The sequence below is a fragment of the Caulobacter sp. X genome (genome assembly GCF_002742635.1).
Taxonomy (GTDB): Bacteria; Pseudomonadota; Alphaproteobacteria; order Caulobacterales; family Caulobacteraceae; genus Caulobacter.
Genome location: NZ_PEGF01000002.1, coordinates 63,315 through 80,870, shown reverse-complemented (window position 1 = coordinate 80,870; position 17,556 = coordinate 63,315). Strand labels below are relative to the sequence as shown.

Here is a 17,556-nt window from a genome sequence, read left to right as displayed (position 1 = left end):
TCGTCCCCGCGCCTTCGCTAGATAGGTCGGTCTTGAAGACCGGGCAACCAGATCAGCGGCTGTTGGTGCTGTACAGGATCTGGGCGCGCTCGAAGTTCTTGCCGACCGAGGTCTCGTCCAGCTTCTTCAGACGCACGTAAACCAGACCCGCGTGGCCGTTGGCCCAGGCGTCATCCCAGGACACCGTGAAACGGCGGAAGTCGCTGCCGACCGTCTGGTCGTTGCGGATCAGGCGCAGCTGCGGGCTGTTTTCCCAGGTCGCCCAGTCGTGCAGGCCGTTGGCCAGTTCCTGAGCCTGCTCGGGGGTCTGGGCGTAGTCGATCGTGACCGTGCAGATGTTCTTGTTCGAGCCGGGGTTGTCGAGCGTGATGTTGTAGGGCTTGCCCAGGTCCAGAACCCATTGCTCCTTCTTCTTCTTGAAGCCGTAGTCCTTGACCAGCTGGGCGAAGTCGCCGCCGGCGACCTGCGGCTTGCAGACCTTGTCCAGCACGTCCAGCAGCTTCAGGGCCACCGGGTCGGTGGTCTTCGGGCCGCGCACCGGGGCGGTGTAGGTCTCGGCGGGCGCGGTCGCGGCCGGCGCCGCGACGGGCGGCGCAGCCTGGTCCGCCGGCGCGGCCGGAGCGGCTTGGTCCGCCGGAGCGGCTTGGGCGGCGGCGGGAGCCTGAGCGGGCGCGGCGGCCGGAGCCGGGGCGGCGGTTTGTTCCTGGGCGACGGCGGTGGAAGCGACCGCGCCGAGGGCGATCAGGCTGACGAGCGCTAGGCGCATAGGCTGGTTATCCCCAACTGAACGAGAGGTCGGCATTAAAACCGACAGACGATCCCTCGCAACCCTTATGGCCGCCGAATGCGGCGGAGATTGGGTCACAAGTGTAATTTTTTCGCGCCCGCCACCCGAGCGCTCACGAAAACGCCCTCGATCGCGAGGAACGAGGGCGTTTGCAAACTCGAAAATCCGAAAGCGATCAGGCCGCTTCGACGGCGTGTTCGGCCAGGATGGTCAGCCCCTCGGGACCCACGTCCGCGAAGCCGCCCTGGATGTCGAACACCTTGGTCGTCGCGCCGTCCTTCACGGTCACCTTGCCTTCGCGCAGGGTGGTCATGAAAGGGGCGTGGTTGGCCAGGACGCCGAAGTCGCCTTCCGCGCCCGGGGCCTGGACCATGTCCACGTCGCCGGAGAACAGTTCGCGCTCGGGGGCGACCAGAGAGAAGTGCAGCTTGGCCATCAGTTGAAGGTCTCCTCGACGCCGCCCAGGGCGGCTTCGATGTCTTCGTCGGTCTGGATCTCGGTCCCGCAGAAGGGGCAGAAGCGGATGGTGGCCAGCACCAGGCCCGTCTCGCCCTCTTCCTCGCGTTCGCCGAGATTCAGCAGGATCAGGCCGCTGTCGTGCTCGATGAGGCTGGCGGTCGTGTCCGGGGACACGGCCTCCGCCAGCTCCTCGCAGCAGAAGTGGCCCAGATCGGCGTCTTCGGTCATTAGGCTTCGGCCGCCATCTTTTCGGCCTTGGCCACGGCTTCCTCGATCGGACCGACCATGTAGAAGGCGCCTTCCGGCAGGTGGTCGTATTCGCCGTCGACGATGCCCTTGAACGAGCGGATCGTGTCCTTCAGCTGGACGAAGGCGCCCGGCGTGTTGGTGAACTGCTCGGCGACGTGGAACGGCTGCGACAGGAAGCGCTGGATCTTGCGGGCGCGGGCCACGATCAGCTTGTCCTCTTCCGACAGCTCGTCCATGCCCAGGATGGCGATGATGTCCTTCAGGGCCTTGTACTGCTGCAGGACTTCCTGGACGCGGCGAGCCACCGTGTAGTGCTCTTCGCCGATGATCAGCGGGTCCATGATCCGCGAGGTCGAGTCCAGCGGGTCCACGGCCGGGAAGATGGCCTGGGCCGCGATGTCGCGCGACAGAACGGTGGTGGCGTCCAAGTGGGCGAACGAGGTGGCCGGAGCCGGGTCGGTCAGGTCGTCGGCGGGCACGTAGATGGCCTGGACCGAGGTGATCGAGCCCTTGTTCGTCGAGGTGATGCGCTCCTGCAGGTTGCCCATCTCGGTGGCCAGGGTGGGCTGGTAGCCCACGGCCGAGGGGATGCGGCCCAGCAGAGCCGACACTTCGGCGCCGGCTTGGGTGAAGCGGAAGATGTTGTCGACGAACAGCAGCACGTCCTTGCCTTCTTCGTCACGGAAGTATTCCGCGATCGACAGGCCGGTCAGGGCGACGCGGGCGCGGGCGCCCGGGGGTTCGTTCATCTGGCCGTAGACGAGGGCGCAGCGCGAGCCTTCGGTCGAGCCGTTGTTGGCCTTCGGGTCGACGTTCACGTTCGACTCGATCATCTCGTGATAGAGGTCGTTGCCTTCGCGGGTGCGCTCACCCACGCCGGCCAGAACCGAGTAACCGCCGTACGCCTTGGCGATGTTGTTGATCAGTTCCTGCATCGTCACGGTCTTGCCGACGCCGGCGCCGCCGAACAGGCCGATCTTGCCGCCCTTGGTGTAGGGGCACATCAGGTCGATGACCTTGATGCCGGTGACGAGAACTTCAGCCGTGTTGGTCTGCTCGGCGAAGGTCGGGGCGTCGCGGTGGATCGGGCGCGATAGGGTCGACTGGATCGGGCCCTGCTCGTCGATCGGCTCGCCGATGACGTTCATGATGCGGCCCAGGGTGCCCGGACCGACCGGCACGCGGATCGGGGCGCCCGTGTCCTTGACCGGCTGGCCGCGGACCAGACCTTCGGTCGCGTCCATGGCGATGGCGCGGACGGTGTTCTGGCCCAGGTGTTGGGCGACTTCGAACACCAGGCGCTGGCCGGTGGCGGTGTTGACGGTCTCGACGGCGTTCAGGATCGCCGGCAGGGCGCCGTCGAACTCGATGTCGACGACCGCGCCGATGATCTGCACCAGACGGCCGGTGGCGCCGTCCAGGTTGACGGCGGCGTTGGCCGGAGCCGAAGCGGCGGCGGCCTTCGGAGCGGCCGGCTTCTTGGCGGCGGGCGCCTTGGCGACGGCGGCCTTCGGAGCAGCGGCGGCCTTGGGGGCGGCGGGCTTCTTGGCGGCGGCGGTCGCCGGCTTTTCAGCGGGGGTCTTGGCCATGGCTTGCGGGTCTTTCGGTCTCTGCGTGCTTGTGTCGTTAGGCTAGATCAGACGGCTTCGGCGCCGGAGATGATCTCGATCAGCTCCTTGGTGATCTGAGCCTGGCGGGAGCGGTTGTATTCGAGGGTGTAGCGCTTGATCATGTCGCCGGCGTTGCGCGTGGCGTTGTCCATGGCGGTCATCTGGCTGGCGTAGAAGCCCGCCATGTTGTCCAGCAGGGCCGACAGGATCTGGACCGTCAGGTTGCGCGGCAGCAGCGTCTCGAGAATGGCCTCTTCCGAGGGCTCGTACTCGTAGACCGCCGTCGGACCCGAGGCGGCTTCGACGCCTTCGACGGTCGCCGGGATCAGCTGCAGGCCGGTCGGGATCTGCTGCACCACCGACTTGAAGCGGCTGTAGAACAGGGTGACCACGTCGGTCTCGCCCGCCTCGTATTCGCGGGTGATGACGTCGGCGATCGGCTGGGCCACCGACAGGGTCAGCTGGCGATAGGCCGACAGGTCGAAGGTCTCGACGATCCGGCCGGCGTAGGGCTTGGCGAGCTGCGCCGTCACCTTCTTGCCGACGCAGATCACGCGGACGTCCTTGCCCTGCTTGATCAGGCCGTCGATGTGGGCGCGCGCGGCGCGGACGATCGACGAGGTGAAGCCGCCCGCCAAGCCGCGGTCGGCGGCGGCGACGACGACCAGGTGGCGGTCGTCACGGCCGGTGCCGGCCAGCAGCTTCGGCGCGCCGTCGCCCGAGACGCCGGCGGCGAGGTTGGCGATGACGCTCGCCAGACGCCGAGCGTACGGACGAGCGGCCTCGGCCGCGTCCTGGCTCCGGCGCAGCTTGGCCGCCGCCACCATCTGCATCGCCTTCGTGATCTTTTGCGTCGCCTTGACGCTCGAGATCCGATTGCGCATTTCCTTTAGGCTTGCCATCCGCCTATCAGACCTTCCTAAACAACCACCAGGTGGTGTCGTCCATCACGGTCGTCCTTCTCCAGAAGAACCCGTAATCAACCAGCACCAGATCCGGGAACAGATCCAAGTAGAGCGAGCCGAAATCGTTCTTGAACAGAAGATCCTGCTCGCCTCGGTACGTAATCGTTTCCGCCTTCGGCGAAAAATACTCCGCGCAAAGCACGTACTTGGCCGATACGCGATGAATCTCGCGCATCGTCGCCTCGAGCTGGGTCGGATCCACGTGGATCAGAACCCCCGAGGTGAACGCCATGTCGACCGCGCCATCCGCAAGCGGGATGCTGTGGCCGAAACCCTCGAACAGACGCTCGGGCGGCAGGACGCCGTCGTCGAGGATCTGCTTGCGGGCCGCGCCGTTGGGCTCGATGCCCCACAGTTCAGCGTCGGTGATCGCCTGGAGCCCCCGGAGGTTCAGCCCGACGTTCGGCCCGACCTCGAGGATGCTCTTCGGCGGATCGCCGACGAGACGCGGCAGCACCTGCCCCCAGACCTTGGCGCGGCCACGCACGGCGTCGACGGTCACGGCGTTCCGCTCAGTGTAGCGGTCGCCGAACTCGCCGGACCAGGCCTCCAGGGTTTTGGGGGCGTCAGCCACGCGTCAGATCCTTAGGCGAAGGTCGCCGAGAAACTGTCGAGCGCGCTCTTCAGCGTGTTCTCCAGATCCTTGTCGAGCGCCTTCTTGGTGCGGATGCCTTCCAGAAGGTCGGCGTGCTGGCTGTGGAGGCGGGCCAGGAACTCGGTCTCGAACCGGCGAACGGCCGAGGTCGGGATCTTGTCCAGATAGCCGCGGGTGCCGGCGTAGATCACGCAGACCTGCTCTTCCACCGCTTGCGGGGCGTATTGCGGCTGCTTCAGCAGCTCGGTCAGGCGCTCGCCGCGGGCCAGCATCTTCTGGGTCGAGGCGTCCAGGTCCGAGCCGAACTTCGCGAAGGCGGCCATTTCACGGTACTGGGCCAGTTCGCCCTTAATCGGGCCGGCGACCTGCTTCATCGCCTTGATCTGGGCCGACGAGCCGACGCGCGACACCGAGATGCCGACGTTCACGGCCGGACGGATGCCTTGGTAGAACAGGTCGGTTTCCAGGAAGATCTGGCCGTCGGTGATCGAGATCACGTTGGTCGGGATGTAGGCCGAAACGTCGTTGGCCTGGGTTTCGATGATCGGCAGAGCCGTCAGCGAGCCCGAACCGTTGTCTTCGTTCAGCTTCGCGGCGCGTTCCAGCAGGCGCGAGTGCAGGTAGAAGACGTCGCCCGGATAGGCTTCGCGGCCCGGCGGGCGGCGCAGCAGCAGCGACATCTGACGGTAAGCGACGGCCTGCTTCGACAGGTCGTCATAGATGATCAGGCCGTGCAGGCCGTTGTCGCGGAACCATTCGCCCATGGCGCAGCCGGCGAACGGGGCCAGGTACTGCAGCGGGGCCGGCTCCGAGGCCGAGGCCACGACGACCGTGGTGTACTCGAGAGCGCCGTGCTCTTCGAGGGTCTTCACGATCTGGGCGACGGTCGAGCGCTTCTGACCGATGGCGACGTAGACGCAGTAGAGCTTGGCGCTCTCGTCCTTGCCGGCGTTCACGGCCTTCTGGTTCAGGATGGTGTCGATGGCGACGGCGGTCTTGCCGGTCTGACGGTCGCCGATGATCAGCTCGCGCTGGCCGCGGCCGACCGGGATCAGGGTGTCGATCGACTTCAGGCCGGTCTGCACGGGCTCGTGCACCGACTTCCGCGGAATGATGCCCGGAGCCTTCACGTCGACGCGGCGACGCTCGGTGTATTGGATCGGGCCCTTGCCGTCGATCGGCTCGCCCAGCGGGTTGACGACGCGGCCCAGCAGGCCGCGGCCGACCGGCACGTCCACGATCTCGCCGAGGCGACGGACTTCGTCGCCTTCCTTGATTTCCTGGTCCTGGCCGAAGATCACGGCGCCGACGTTGTCGCGCTCGAGGTTCAGGGCCATGCCCTTCACGCCGGCCTTCGGGAATTCCAGCATTTCGCCGGCTTGGACGTTGTCCAGGCCGTAGATGCGGGCGATGCCGTCACCGACGGACAGCACCTGGCCGACGTCCGAGACGGCGGCTTCCTCGCCGAAGTTGGCGATCTGCGACTTGAGGATGGCCGAGATTTCGGCGGCGCGGATGTCCATGGTCTTCAGGGCTCTCTGCGATCTATCTTTTGGGCGCGCTTATACGCTCAGGCGCGCTTCAGGGCGAATTTCAGGGAATCGAGCTTCGAACGGAGCGAAGCGTCGAAGAGACGCGAACCGACGCGCACCTTCAGACCGCCCAGCAGGGACGGATCGACGCGCGTGGAAACTTCGGGGGTCTTGCCCAGCGACTGGGCCAGAGCGGTCTGCACGCTCTTCAGCTGGGCGGCCGACAGCGGGGCGGCCGAGACGACCTCGGCGGTGACGACGCCGCGGTGCTTGGCCGACAGCGCGACGAAGGCCGAGATGGCGCCCAGGAGGTCGCCGGTGCGGCCGTTCGAGGCCACCAGGCCCAGGAACTTCGTGGTCAGCATGTCGAACTTGGCCTTCACGGCCACGGCGACCAGGCCTTTGCCCTTGTCCTCGGCGGAGAAGGCGGGGCTTTCGATCAGGCGACGCAGGTCGGCGCTGTCGGCGATCATCGCCTTCAGGCTCTTCAGGTCGGCCTCGACCTTCGCCAGGTTGCCGTTCTCGATCGTCAGTTCGAACAGGGACTGCGCATAGCGCTGACCCGCATCCGTCGCCTTGGTTTCGTCCGCCACTTGGTATCCGCCCGGTGCGTTGCAAATGGCCGCGAACAAGAAGGTTAACCCTTATCGCGGCTTAAAGGCTTGAGCGCGCTTGAAAAAAGCACATGGACGGTCGGCGCGTAAACGCCGCCCCGTCCGAAGCCGCGCGCCTGATAACACGGGCTTTTCGCAGTCGCAACCAAGCGGGCGCGATCAGTCGCCGGCGCGGCGGAATACAGCCGAGGCCGAGGCCGCCAGGCTGCCGTTAGGGCGCCTTAGCTCGCCTTGGGCGAAGACCAGGCTGCGGGTCGCGCGCTCAACCCAAGCCTTGGGCCGCAATGCGGCCTCTTCAAGGCCAGAGGCGAAGTCGATGGTCAGCGACGTCAGGGCCGCGCCGTCGCCGACGATCTCGCGCAGGGCGGCTTCCAACTGGGCGGAGAGACTCGTGTCCATGGCCTAAACTCAATCCGAGAACCGTAAAGAAAAAGAGGCGGCGGAACGCTCCGCCGCCCCATGAAGGCGAATGCTCGAGGAAACAGCCAGACGGGCCGGAGAAACGAACGGCCCTAAGCGTCTGGGTAGGCGATACGGAGTCCCAGGAGACTCCTACTTCGCCGAGGCCAGGGCGGAGCCCTTGGCCGAGGCGTTGCAGCGGGTCAGGTCGTCGGCGTCCAGCGAACGGCTTTCGCCGCCGAAGGCCGAGACGCGACCCACTTCCTTGGCCAGCGCCTTGCAGGCGGTGGCGGTGAGGGCGCGGGACGGCGCTTGGGCCGAAACGCACTCGGAGCCTTCGCAGACGAAGACGGCGCCGCCCGCGACCACCTTGGTCTTGGCGGCGACCGGCGCGTCCAGCGCGGCGGCGATGCGGCCGTTGGCGAAGGCCGAACCGGCGAACATGGAGACGGATACGGCGGCGACAGCCGCCAGGGTGCGGAGCTTCATCAGAAAGCCCTCCGGTGTTTGGGGAGTTGCGGTCAGATCGTTGATCGGTGGGAACGCGTACTGGCCGCTCGGAGCCGGGGGATGACAAGCGCCGGTATCCCCACCGGTGCTTCGGATCCGAACTAAGCATCGCTTAGATAACAGTGATTACAAATTGCGCAAGCGGATTTTCGTTCGGGCCCCGACATTTGCGGAAAACGCCAATTTTGGGCGACGGCGGCGAAAGGCGCGCGAAAACGGCGAACGTCGGCCCGTTCCGTCGGGGCACGATTGGCCGGCCTGACGACAGGCGTACTCTCGCTCAACAACGACAAAGACGTGCGAGGGAGGCTTGGCCATGGACTTCCAACTGCCGCCGGAGCTGACCGCCTATCTGGCGGAGCTGGACGCCTTCATCGAGAAGGAGATCGCGCCGCTGCAGGCGCGCGACGACAACCAGCGCTTCTTCGACCACCGCCGAGAATGGGCGCGCACCGACTGGGACGCCGGCGGCCTGCCGCGCCACGAGTGGGAAGAGCTGCTGGGCCAGGCCCGCAAGCTGGCAGACCAGGCGGGCCACTATCGCTACGCCTTGCCCAAGGCCTACGGCGGCAAGGACGGCACGAACCTCGGCATGGCGGTGATCCGCGAGCACCTGGCCTCCAAGGGCCTGGGCCTGTTCAACGACCTGCAGAACGAGCACTCGATCGTCGGCAACAATCCGTTCGTGCTGATGATCCGAGACTTCGGCCGGCCCGACCAGCAGCACCTGATCGAGGACATGCTGGATCGCGGCGCGTTCCGCCCGACGTTTGGCCTCACCGAACCCGACCACGGCTCGGACGCCACCCACATGGAGACCCAGGCGGTCCGCGAGGAGCGTCACGGCCAGTCCGGTTGGCGAATCGACGGCGAGAAGATGTGGACCACGGGCATGCACGCGGCCACCCACTGCTGCCTCTTCGCTCGCACCAGCGGCGAGGACGGCGACGCGCGCGGCATCACCACCTTCCTGGTCCCGGCCCACGCGCCCGGCGTGAAGATCGAGGAGTACCTCTGGACCTTCAACATGCCGACCGACCACCCGCGTGTCAGCTTCACCGACGTCTGGGTCCCGGACAGCGCCATGTTCGGCCCGGAAGGCGGCGGCCTGGCGCTGGCCCAGCACTTCGTGCACGAGAACCGCATCCGCCAGGCGGCCTCCAGCCTGGGCGCGGCGGCCTACTGCATCGAGGAGAGCATCAAGTACGCGCGCGCCCGCAAGCCGTTCGGCAAGGCCCTGGCCGAGAACCAGGCCATCCAGTTCCCGATCGTCGAGCTGTCCACCCAGGTCGAGATGCTGCGCCTGCTGATCCGCAAGACCGCCTGGGAGATGGACCGGATGACCAAGCCGGAGGTCGAAAAGCGGCTCTCGGACAAGGTCTCGATGTGTAACTACTGGGCCAACCGTCTGTGCTGCGAGGCCGCCGATCGGGCCATGCAGATCCACGGCGGCATCGGCTATTCACGGCACAAGGCCTTCGAGCACATCTACCGCCACCACCGCCGCTACCGCATCACCGAGGGCGCGGAGGAGATCCAGATGCGCAAGGTCGCCGCCTGGCTGTTCGGCTACATCGGCCCCCGGAAGAAGGACTTCCAATAGCTGGAGGTCGGCGGCCGATATGGACAAGGTTTAATTCCACGCCACCTGACGTCGATCAAACGACGCGCTATCTAACGGGGGTACGCGAACGGTCATGTTCGCGTGTCGTATTGGCGCGTTAGGGTCCTGATCGATCGTCCGCCGCCGCGCGGACCCTGGAGGATTGAATGAACCGTCTCGTCCGTAACACCGCGCGCGTGGCGCTGATCGTCGCGATTCCCGCCGCCCTGGCCGGCTGCGGGATCAACACCATCCCCACCCAGGACGAAGCAACCAAGGCCGCATGGGCCGAGGTCCAGAACCAGTACCAGCGCCGCGCCGACCTGGTGCCGAACCTGGTCGCCACGGTGAAGGGCTACGCCGCCCAGGAGAAGGACGTGCTGACCGCGGTGACCGCCGCGCGCGCCAGCGCCACCCAGGTCAAGGTCGACGCCTCGACCATCACCGACCCGGCCCAGTTCCAGAAGTTCGCCGCCGCCCAGGACCAGCTGTCCGGCGTGCTGGGCCGCCTGATGGTGATCCAGGAGCGCTATCCGGAGCTGAAGTCGAACCAGAACTTCATGGCCCTGCAGAGCCAACTGGAAGGCACCGAGAACCGCATCGCCATCGCGCGCCGCGACTACAACGAGGCCGCCCAGAAATACAACACGACGCTGCGAACCTTCCCGAGCATCCTGTGGGCCAAGACGGTCTATAGCGGCCAGAAGCCGGCCCAGCTGTTCCAGGCCACCGCCGCCGCCCAGAGCGCGCCGACGGTCGACTTCTCCAGCCCGCCGACGGCGACCCCGCCGAAGGTGCAGTAGGATCGTGAACCTGACCGCTCTCATCCTCCCTCGCGAAGCGGGGGAGGGGGACCGCGAAGCGGTGGAGGGGGCGCTCGCCACCGCAAAGCGCCCCCTCCGTCACGGCGCGCACGCGCGCCGCGCCACCTCCCCCGCTCTGCGGGTGAGGAGTTGGCTCCTCGCCCTCATCGCACTGCTGTTCGCCCTGCCCGCCCTCGCCGCTCCGACCTTCCCGCCGCTGACCGGGCGGGTCGTCGACGAGGCGCAGGTGCTGTCGCCGGACGCCGAGCGCGACCTCACCGACAAGCTGGAAAACCTGGAGGCGACCACTGGCCGCCAACTCGTCGTCGCGACGGTGCCCAGCCTTCAGGGCTATCCGATCGAGGACTACGGCTACCAGCTGGGCCGAACCTGGGGCATCGGCCAGAAGGACAAGGACGACGGCGTCATCCTGCTGGTCGCGCCCAACGAGCGGAAGGTGCGGATCGAGGTCGGCTACGGGCTGGAGCCCGTCCTGACCGACGCCCTCTCCAGCGTCATCATCCAGAGCGCCATCCTGCCCAAGTTCCGCGACGGCGACCTGTCCGGCGGGATCGTGGCCGGGACCGACGCCCTGGTCGAGCAGCTCAGCCTGCCCGCCGACCAAGCCAAGGCCCGCGTGGCCGAGGCCAGCCAGCCCGAGCGCCACAAGGCCGAGGGCTCTCCCATCGTCGCGATCTTCGTCATCCTGTTCCTGATCGTCGTGTTCTCCAGCCTGTTCCGGAGCGGGCGTCGCGGCGGCCTGGGCTCGGCCCTGCCCTGGATCATCCTCAGCGCCCTCAGCGACAGCCGCCGCGACGGCGGCGGTTGGGGCGGCGGCGGAGGCGGCGGCGGCTTCTCGGGCGGCGGCGGATCGTTCGGCGGCGGCGGCAGTTCGGGGAGCTGGTGAGATGGCGAGCAACATGAGCCCCGAGGACCTCGACCGCATCGCCCAGGCCGTGGCCGAGGCCGAGAAGACCACCGCCGGCGAGATCATCTGCGTGCTGACGCCCGAGGTGTCTGACTATCGCGAGACGCCGCTGGTCTGGGCCGCCGCGACGGCGCTGGTGCTGCCGGCGGCGGCGCTGTTCGCCGGTTTCCGCCCCGAGATGCTGACCCGTCTGTTCGGCGGCTGGAGCGTCGGCCACGCCGCGGCGATGGACGGCGCGATCCTGTCGGCGCTGTCGACCTATATCGCCCTGCAGGCCGTGGTGTTCGTGCTGGCCGCTCTGGCGGTTTCGATCCCGAGCGTCCGTCGCGCCTTGACGCCCGGCGCGCTGAAGGCCGCCCGCGTCAAGAAGGCCGCCATGGAGCAGTTTCTCAGCCGGGGCCTGCACCTCACCCGCGAGCGCACCGGGGTCCTGATCTTCGCCGCCCTGGCCGAGCATCGCGTCGAGGTCATCGCCGACGAGGGCATCTACGCCGCCGCGCCGAACGCCGTCTGGGACGAGGTCGTCGCCGACCTGGTCGCCGGCCTCAAGCGCGACGCGATCGCCGACGGCTTCGTGGCCGCCGTGCGCCGCGCCGGCGCCATCCTGGCCGAGCACGTGCCGCCCCGGACCGACAACCGCAACGAGCTGCCGGACGGCCTGACGATCCTGCCGAAGCGCTGATGCGGACTGTGAAGCTCGTCCCCGACAACAGCGTCAGCCTGCCTGGAGCGCCTGGAAAAGTCGCCCGCGCGAGCCGCTCAACATGTCGGATCGAACGGCGCTGAGATGCCGTTGGCGCGCGACCGTCTTGGACTGTTCTTTGTCCTGACCTTCGCGATCAGTTGGGGCGTCGGCGGCTTGTGGCTGCTGCTTCCAGGACCGATGACCTCAGCCTTCGGCCCGTTCGCCTACGGTTCGGCCGGCTATCTGGTCGCCGCCTGCGCGCCAAGTCTGGTCGGTTTGGCTTTGACGGTCGTCGAGCAAGGCGTCGATGGCCTGCTCGCCATGTTCCGACGGCTCGCGCCGCGCTCGTGGCTCGCCTTGGCCGTCGCCATCGCAACGCTGCCGGCCATCGCCTTGGCGCTGAGCCTGCTCATGCCCGCCCCCTGGCCGGTCCGGCCACACGATGTGCTGGTCGCGACGCCGCTGCTGCTCCTGACCACCGCCCAGTTGGTCGCCAACTCGGGACCATGGGGCGAGGAGTTCGGCTGGCGCGGCTACGCCCTGCCCCGCATGCTGGAACGCTGGCCGCCCCTATCGGCTGGCGTGATCCTGGGCCTTGCCTGGACGCTCTGGCACGTGCCGGCCTTCCTGTTCTCTGGCGTCATCGCCGCGCCCCTGACCGACCTTGGATGGTACGCCCTTGGCACGATTGGCCTGTCGCTTCTGATGACTTGGCTACACCTGCGCAGCCGGGAAAGCCTTCTGGTCGCGGGGTTGATCCCTCACATCATGATCAACGCGATGGGAACGGTCGGCGCATGGCGGACCAGACCGGCTGAGGCGGTGCTGCTGACGATATTCGGCTTGGCCTTGCTGCTGTTCTGCCGTCCCATGGCGGCGGAGCCAGAGCGCCTTTGAGGCGCCGCAGGGAGAAACGCCATGACCAGCATCGACCCGACCCGCGCCCAGTTCGACGCCTTCAAGGCCTTGCCGCGCGACACGCCGATCCACATGCTCAACCTGATCCGGCTGAAGCCGATGGCCGACTATCCGCCCGACCATCCCAACCACGGGAAGGGCATGACGGGCCTCGACGCCTATCGCGAGTACGGGCGGACCTCGGGCCCGATCTTCCAGGGCCTGGGCGGTCGCCAGGTGTGGTCGGGCCGGCCGGAGACGGTGGTGACGGGGCCGGACGATGAGCGCTGGGACCTGGCCTTCATCGCCGAGTATCCGAACGCGGCCGCGTTCCTGGCCATGGTCACCAATCCCGAGTATCGCGAGCACGTGAAGCATCGCCAGGCGGCGGTCGAGGATTCGCGCCTGATCCGGCTGGCCCCGCTGACGCCTGGCGCGGGCTTTGGCGAATAGCCCTACTCCGCCGCCATCGCCAAAGGCGCGGCCTGGGCGCCGCGCACCAGACGGCCCGGCAAGGCGCCCGTCGGCTCGCCGTCGCGCTGGGTGACCACGCCGCCCACGATCGTGGCGACATAGCCGTGGGCGCGCTGGACCAGGCGGCGGCCGCCGGCCGGCAGGTCGTAGGCCACCTTCGGCGCCTCCAGCCGCAGCCCCTCGTAGTCGATGATGTTGAGGTCGGCGCGATAGCCCGGCGCGATCAGACCGCGGTCGAACAGTCCCACGGCCTGCGCGGTGTCGCGCGTCTGGCGGGCGATCATCGTCTCTAGCGGCAACCTCGGGCCGCGCGTGCGGTCGCGGGTCCAGTGGACCAGGTTGCTGGTCGGAAAGCTGCCGTCGCAGATCATGCCGACATGCGCCCCGCCGTCCGACAGGCCCGGCACGGTGTCGCGGTGGCTGAGCATCGCGAAGCTGGGCTCCAGCGATCCGTCCGCGTAGTTGAGGAACGGGTGGTAGAGCATGCCGCGGCCGTCGTTCGCCAGCAGGGCGTCGAGGGCCACGGCTGCGGGGTCGCGCCCTTCGCGCGCGGCGATGGCGGCCACGGTCCGATCAGCCGTCGGCTCGTAGTCCGGCTTGGCGTCCATCGGGAACAGGTTGTCCCAGGCGCGCAGGGCGCTGCCGGCGAAGGGGCCCTTGGCCTCCGTATCGTGGGCCAGGAGACGGGCGCGGAAGCTTGGATCCGACAGGGCCGCGACCTTGTCGGCTAGCGATCGATCCTTCAGCTCGGCGAAGACGGGGTTCTGACTGAACGGGTTGAGCGTCAGCTCCAGGCCGAACAGCACCCCGACCGGTCGGCCGCAGACCTGGGCCTTCATCGGCAGGCCGGCGTCCACCGCCGCCGTCAGCCCCGCCAGCATCGCTTTCCAGCCCTCGGGCGACTTGGGGCTCTGGACCAGGGAGAAGGACAGCGGCCGCCCCGAGCGCTCGACAATCCGGCGGAGCATGGCCAGCTCGGCCGCGCCGTCCGGGAAGAAGTCCGAGACCACCTGCAGCACGCCCCGGCCCGCCGCGGCGAGGCCCATGGCGATGCCCGTCAGCTCGTCCTCGCCGGCGGTCAGGGTCGGGGTCGGCTGGCCGTCGCTGGTGCGATGGTTGAGCGTGCGCGAGGTGGAGAAGCCCAGCGCCCCGGCTTCGACCGCCCGTTGGGCCAAAGCGGCCATGGCGGCGATGTCGGCCGTCGTCGCCGGCTCGCGGTTCGCCCCGCGTTCGCCCATCACATAGACCCGCAACGCCGCGTGGGGCAGCTGGGCGGCGATGTCGACGTCGAAGGCGCGATCGGCCAGAAAGTCGAGATAGTCGGGAAAGCTCTCCCAGGCCCACGGGAGGCCCTCGGTGAGCACAGGGAATGGAATGTCCTCGACGCCCTCCATCAGCCGGATCAGGCGGTCGTGGTCCTGGGGCCGGCAAGGCGCGAAGCCGACGCCGCAATTGCCCATCACCACGGTGGTCACCCCGTGGCCGGAACTGGGCGTCATCCGCGCGCCCAGGTCGCCTGACCGTCATAGTGGGTGTGGATGTCGACGAAGCCGGGCGTCACGATCCGGCCGCGGGCGTCGATCTCCTCGACGCCGGCCGCCAAGCCCCGCCCGACGGCGGCGACCCGGCCATCCCGGACCCCCACGTCGGCCGCGACGCCCGGCGCGCCGGAGCCGTCGAAGACCGTCCCGCCGCGCAGGACGAGGTCGTAGGCTTGGTCCGCGGCTGGGGTGGCCATGGCGCGTCCTCCCTTATCGTTGACGGAAGGGCCCGCCCGCGTCCGGAGGGCGTCAAGCCTACCCCGGCGGAAGGGGGGACGGCCGCCCGAGCGACCGTCCCCCCTTGGCCTAGAACGCCTTGCGCACCGTCACGCCCGCCGTACGCGGCTGGCCGATGGAATAGCCGAGGCGCGCCCGGCCGCCGCGCTCGCGGTCGAACGACAGCAGGGCGTTCTCGTCGAACAGGTTGTTGACGTAGAGCGTGACGTCGACGCCGTCCTTCATCTCGACCCCGGCGCTGAGATTGACGATCTCGTAGCTGGGCAGCTGCAGGTTCACGACCGTCGGGACCTTGCCCGTCGCCCCGCCGAACGCCAGGTTCGAGACGAACGAGCGGGGGTTGTTCTCCTGGTCGCTGGCCTGGGTGTAACGGCTGCCGACGTGCTGGATCGAGGCTTTCAGATAGCCGTTGGCGCCGTCGAAGACCTCGCGGCTGTAGGTGACGTCGAACGAGATCTGGAACTTCGGCACCGAGGGCAGGCGGTTGCCCTCGCGGATGCCGCCGATCACCGCGCCGGTCCCGTCCTTGACGGTCGAGTCGAACTCGGCCTCCAGCAGGCTGCCCGACAGGCCGATGTCGAGGCCGTTGGCCAGGCGCGCGGTCAGCTCGCCCTCGATCCCCTTGGTGTGGGCCTTGGGCACGTTGAAGACGACGCGCGAGCTGCACGAGCCGGCGTCCAGCGTCGTCTGCAGGTTCTTGATGTCGGTGTAGAAGACCGCGCCGTTGAAGCGGACGCCGCCGAAGCGCGACTTGATCCCGCCTTCGTAGTTCCAGAGCGTCTCGTCATTATAGCTCTGGTAGCCGCCGAAGATCGCCCGGTCCTGGGCCGAGCACAGCGGGATGTTCAGCGGGTCGTTGACGCCGCCCAGGCGGAAGCCCTTCGAGGCCTGGGCGTTGAAGGTGACGTGGTCGGTCGCCTCGTAACGCAGCATGAAGCGCGGGGTGAAGCCGTCGGACGAGGTCTTGTCGGTGCGGTTGTCGCCATTGGCGAACAGGCCGCCGGACTTGAACTGCCGCGTCTCGCTGAAGTCGTAGTAGCGGCCGCCCGCCGTGGCGGTCAGCTTGCCCAGGGTGTAGTTGACCTCGCCGAACAGAGCCTTCTGCTTGATGTCGTAGGGCAGATAGGCGTCGTAGGGCGAGTTGCGCTCGAAGCCGTTGGCGACGGCGGCCGAGGTGCCCGCGCCCAGCACCGCGTCGGTATAGGCGTCGTAACCAGGGGTCGGCAGGCGCTGGTTGTAGACACGGTTGACCTTCGAATAGAAGCCGCCGACCACCCACTGCAGCGGCCCGTCGCCGGTGGAGGCCAGGCGCAGTTCCTGGGTCCACTGCTCGAGGTCGGTGGTGTCGACCAGCTTGGACGGCAACAGCACGGCCGCCGACGGGAAGCCCAGGTCGACCGAGACGCTGCCGGTCAGGGCGCTGGCGTCACGGTTCACGGTGATGTCGCGGCTGATATAGCTGGTCACCGAAGTCAGGGCCGCGCCGTCGAAGGCGAGGTTCGCGGTCAGGTCGGCCAGCAGGGTGTTGTCGGCGAAGCTCTCGTCCAGCAGCAGATATTGCTGGCGCTTGCCCAGCCGGATTGGCGGCCGGGTCGTCGTGTTTGGATTGGCGAACAGGTTGAACGACTCCTGGCGGTTGAAGCCGCCGGCGCGGATCTCCTGATAGACGACGCGCGGGGTCAGGCTGAAGTTCTCGGTCGGCTGGAACAGGAAGGCGATCCGCCCGCCGCGCCGCGAGCCGTCATTGACGTTCTTCTCGACCTTGCCGCCCTCCTTCAGGGCGTCGATGAAGCCGCCATAGCGAGTCAGGTAGCCGACCGCGCGCATGGCGACCTTGTCGGAGATCGGCACGTTGACCGCGCCCTTCACGTGGCCGCCGAACGAGTCGCCGCCCACCAGGTTGGCGTTGGCCTCGAACACGCCCTCGTTGACGCCCAGCTTGGGCTGGTTGGTGATGTAGCGGATCGTGCCGCCCACCGAGCCCGAGCCGAACAGGGTGCCCTGCGGGCCGCGCAGGGTCTCGACCCGGTTCAGGTCGAAGAGGTCGATGTCGGGCGTGAATAGCGACAGCGAGATCACCGACTCGTCGAGATAGACGCCGACCTGCTCCTTGACGCCCGGCTGGTCGCGCACGACCTGGCCGGCCGAGACGCCGCGCACGGACACCTGGCTCTGGCCGGGACCGAGGTTCTGGATCGTCAGGCCAGCGACGTTGCGCGACAGATCTTCCAGCGTGATCGCGCCGGACCGCTGGATGTCCTTCTCGGTCTGGGCGTTGATCGAGAACGGGATGTCCTGGATCGTCGCGTCGCGCTTGGTGGCGGTGACGATGACTTCCTCGACCGCCGTCTGGTCGGCTTGCTGGGCCGCCGCCAGGGCGGGCGCGAGCAGAAACGAAGACAGGGCGGCCCCGCCCAGCAGGGCGCGGCGCGCGCGGCGGCGCGATGTGGCGATGATCATGATTTCCTCCCAACCCTTTATTTTTGTGGCGGCGAGGTCGAGCCCGCAGCGCAACTCCAGCGTTCATCCTGGAATCACGGAAAGTCAACGCGAAAAGAAGCTGCAAGAAATCAGCCTTTTAGGGGCCGATGCTCGCTGATTTCGAAGATGTCGTATGAAAAATGGGTCAGGCTTCCGTTTACGCGCACGTGACCTTTCGCGCTGCGAA

The 17,556-nt window shown here is 67.8% G+C and carries 17 protein-coding genes and 1 pseudogene; 6 read left to right on the top strand and 12 right to left on the bottom strand.

All coding sequences use genetic code 11. The features are described 5' to 3' along the window. Positions 1-52: 52 nt before the first annotated feature. The 10 genes from CSW60_RS12680 to CSW60_RS12635 form a co-directional block, all read right to left on the bottom strand. Positions 53-802, bottom strand: a complete 750-nt coding sequence (locus CSW60_RS12680; protein ID WP_099537731.1) for a hypothetical protein — start codon at positions 800-802, stop codon at positions 53-55. Positions 803-962: 160 nt separating this feature from the next. Continuing rightward, positions 963-1,223 (bottom strand): ATP synthase F1 subunit epsilon, encoded by a 261-nt coding sequence (locus CSW60_RS12675; RefSeq protein WP_066686484.1) that lies wholly within the window; start codon positions 1,221-1,223, stop codon positions 963-965. Then, positions 1,223-1,474: a hypothetical protein gene (locus CSW60_RS12670; RefSeq protein WP_066686486.1), complete on the bottom strand. Its 252-nt coding sequence runs from the start codon at positions 1,472-1,474 to the stop codon at positions 1,223-1,225. The genes CSW60_RS12675 and CSW60_RS12670 overlap by 1 nt, the downstream gene beginning before the upstream one ends. Beyond that, positions 1,474-3,084 carry a F0F1 ATP synthase subunit beta gene (atpD, locus tag CSW60_RS12665; protein ID WP_099537730.1) on the bottom strand — a complete coding sequence of 537 codons (1,611 nt, stop codon included), beginning with the start codon at positions 3,082-3,084 and terminating at the stop codon, positions 1,474-1,476. Before atpD ends, CSW60_RS12670 begins: the two co-directional genes overlap by 1 nt. A gap of 47 nt (positions 3,085-3,131) precedes the next feature. Next, on the bottom strand, positions 3,132-4,007 hold the full coding sequence (locus tag CSW60_RS12660) for a F0F1 ATP synthase subunit gamma (protein WP_099537729.1): 876 nt from the start codon (positions 4,005-4,007) through the stop codon (positions 3,132-3,134). A gap of 7 nt (positions 4,008-4,014) precedes the next feature. After that, positions 4,015-4,644: a pseudaminic acid biosynthesis-associated methylase gene (locus CSW60_RS12655; protein ID WP_099537728.1), complete on the bottom strand. Its 630-nt coding sequence runs from the start codon at positions 4,642-4,644 to the stop codon at positions 4,015-4,017. 11 nt (positions 4,645-4,655) lie between these two features. Beyond that, positions 4,656-6,188 carry a F0F1 ATP synthase subunit alpha gene (gene atpA / locus CSW60_RS12650; protein WP_099537727.1) on the bottom strand — a complete coding sequence of 511 codons (1,533 nt, stop codon included), beginning with the start codon at positions 6,186-6,188 and terminating at the stop codon, positions 4,656-4,658. A gap of 47 nt (positions 6,189-6,235) precedes the next feature. After that, positions 6,236-6,790, bottom strand: coding sequence for a F0F1 ATP synthase subunit delta (locus CSW60_RS12645; RefSeq protein ID WP_099537726.1), 555 nt, complete (start codon positions 6,788-6,790; stop codon positions 6,236-6,238). Positions 6,791-6,970: 180 nt separating this feature from the next. Beyond that, the gene (locus CSW60_RS12640; protein WP_099537725.1) at positions 6,971-7,210 is read right to left on the bottom strand and encodes a hypothetical protein; all 240 of its coding nucleotides are present in this window, start codon (positions 7,208-7,210) and stop codon (positions 6,971-6,973) included. 153 nt (positions 7,211-7,363) lie between these two features. Beyond that, on the bottom strand, positions 7,364-7,699 hold the full coding sequence (locus tag CSW60_RS12635; RefSeq protein ID WP_099537724.1) for a hypothetical protein: 336 nt from the start codon (positions 7,697-7,699) through the stop codon (positions 7,364-7,366). Positions 7,700-8,030: 331 nt separating this feature from the next. Here CSW60_RS12635 and CSW60_RS12630 point away from each other — a divergent pair, with 331 nt between their 5' ends. From CSW60_RS12630 to CSW60_RS12605, 6 genes are all read left to right on the top strand, one after another. Next, positions 8,031-9,323 (top strand): acyl-CoA dehydrogenase family protein, encoded by a 1,293-nt coding sequence (locus CSW60_RS12630; protein ID WP_099537723.1) that lies wholly within the window; start codon positions 8,031-8,033, stop codon positions 9,321-9,323. Between the two features lie 167 nt (positions 9,324-9,490). Further along, the gene (locus CSW60_RS12625; RefSeq protein WP_099537722.1) at positions 9,491-10,126 is read left to right on the top strand and encodes a LemA family protein; all 636 of its coding nucleotides are present in this window, start codon (positions 9,491-9,493) and stop codon (positions 10,124-10,126) included. Between the two features lie 22 nt (positions 10,127-10,148). Beyond that, positions 10,149-11,033: a YgcG family protein gene (locus CSW60_RS12620; RefSeq protein WP_369801040.1), complete on the top strand. Its 885-nt coding sequence runs from the start codon at positions 10,149-10,151 to the stop codon at positions 11,031-11,033. 1 nt (position 11,034) lies between these two features. After that, a complete protein-coding gene (locus CSW60_RS12615) occupies positions 11,035-11,736 on the top strand; it encodes a TPM domain-containing protein (protein ID WP_099537721.1) in 702 nt (233 codons plus the stop codon). A gap of 105 nt (positions 11,737-11,841) precedes the next feature. Then, positions 11,842-12,636 (top strand): CPBP family intramembrane glutamic endopeptidase, encoded by a 795-nt coding sequence (locus CSW60_RS12610; RefSeq protein ID WP_099537720.1) that lies wholly within the window; start codon positions 11,842-11,844, stop codon positions 12,634-12,636. A gap of 21 nt (positions 12,637-12,657) precedes the next feature. Beyond that, complete coding sequence (locus tag CSW60_RS12605) at positions 12,658-13,089, top strand: DUF1330 domain-containing protein (protein ID WP_099537719.1); 432 nt, start codon at positions 12,658-12,660, stop codon at positions 13,087-13,089. 2 nt (positions 13,090-13,091) lie between these two features. Here CSW60_RS12605 and CSW60_RS12600 read toward each other — a convergent pair. Together CSW60_RS12600 and CSW60_RS12595 are read right to left on the bottom strand one after the other, a co-directional pair. Then, a pseudogene (locus CSW60_RS12600) lies at positions 13,092-14,848 on the bottom strand (amidohydrolase family protein). A gap of 109 nt (positions 14,849-14,957) precedes the next feature. Beyond that, the gene (locus CSW60_RS12595; RefSeq protein WP_099537718.1) at positions 14,958-17,348 is read right to left on the bottom strand and encodes a TonB-dependent receptor; all 2,391 of its coding nucleotides are present in this window, start codon (positions 17,346-17,348) and stop codon (positions 14,958-14,960) included. Positions 17,349-17,556 lie beyond the last annotated feature (208 nt).

What these genes read in the sequence shown, in the direction of transcription:
- CSW60_RS12680 (WP_099537731.1), bottom strand. Translation starts at nt 802, where the DNA reads ATGCCGACCTCTCGTTCAGTTGGGGATAACCAGCCTATGCGCCTAGCG.
- CSW60_RS12675 (WP_066686484.1), bottom strand. Translation starts at nt 1,223, where the DNA reads ATGGCCAAGCTGCACTTCTCTCTGGTCGCCCCCGAGCGCGAACTGTTC.
- CSW60_RS12670 (WP_066686486.1), bottom strand. Translation starts at nt 1,474, where the DNA reads ATGACCGAAGACGCCGATCTGGGCCACTTCTGCTGCGAGGAGCTGGCG.
- atpD (WP_099537730.1), bottom strand. Translation starts at nt 3,084, where the DNA reads ATGGCCAAGACCCCCGCTGAAAAGCCGGCGACCGCCGCCGCCAAGAAG.
- CSW60_RS12660 (WP_099537729.1), bottom strand. Translation starts at nt 4,007, where the DNA reads ATGGCAAGCCTAAAGGAAATGCGCAATCGGATCTCGAGCGTCAAGGCG.
- atpA (WP_099537727.1), bottom strand. Translation starts at nt 6,188, where the DNA reads ATGGACATCCGCGCCGCCGAAATCTCGGCCATCCTCAAGTCGCAGATC.
- CSW60_RS12640 (WP_099537725.1), bottom strand. Translation starts at nt 7,210, where the DNA reads ATGGACACGAGTCTCTCCGCCCAGTTGGAAGCCGCCCTGCGCGAGATC.
- CSW60_RS12635 (WP_099537724.1), bottom strand. Translation starts at nt 7,699, where the DNA reads ATGAAGCTCCGCACCCTGGCGGCTGTCGCCGCCGTATCCGTCTCCATG.
- CSW60_RS12625 (WP_099537722.1), top strand. Translation starts at nt 9,491, where the DNA reads ATGAACCGTCTCGTCCGTAACACCGCGCGCGTGGCGCTGATCGTCGCG.
- CSW60_RS12615 (WP_099537721.1), top strand. Translation starts at nt 11,035, where the DNA reads ATGGCGAGCAACATGAGCCCCGAGGACCTCGACCGCATCGCCCAGGCC.
- CSW60_RS12610 (WP_099537720.1), top strand. Translation starts at nt 11,842, where the DNA reads ATGCCGTTGGCGCGCGACCGTCTTGGACTGTTCTTTGTCCTGACCTTC.
- CSW60_RS12605 (WP_099537719.1), top strand. Translation starts at nt 12,658, where the DNA reads ATGACCAGCATCGACCCGACCCGCGCCCAGTTCGACGCCTTCAAGGCC.
- CSW60_RS12595 (WP_099537718.1), bottom strand. Translation starts at nt 17,348, where the DNA reads ATGATCATCGCCACATCGCGCCGCCGCGCGCGCCGCGCCCTGCTGGGC.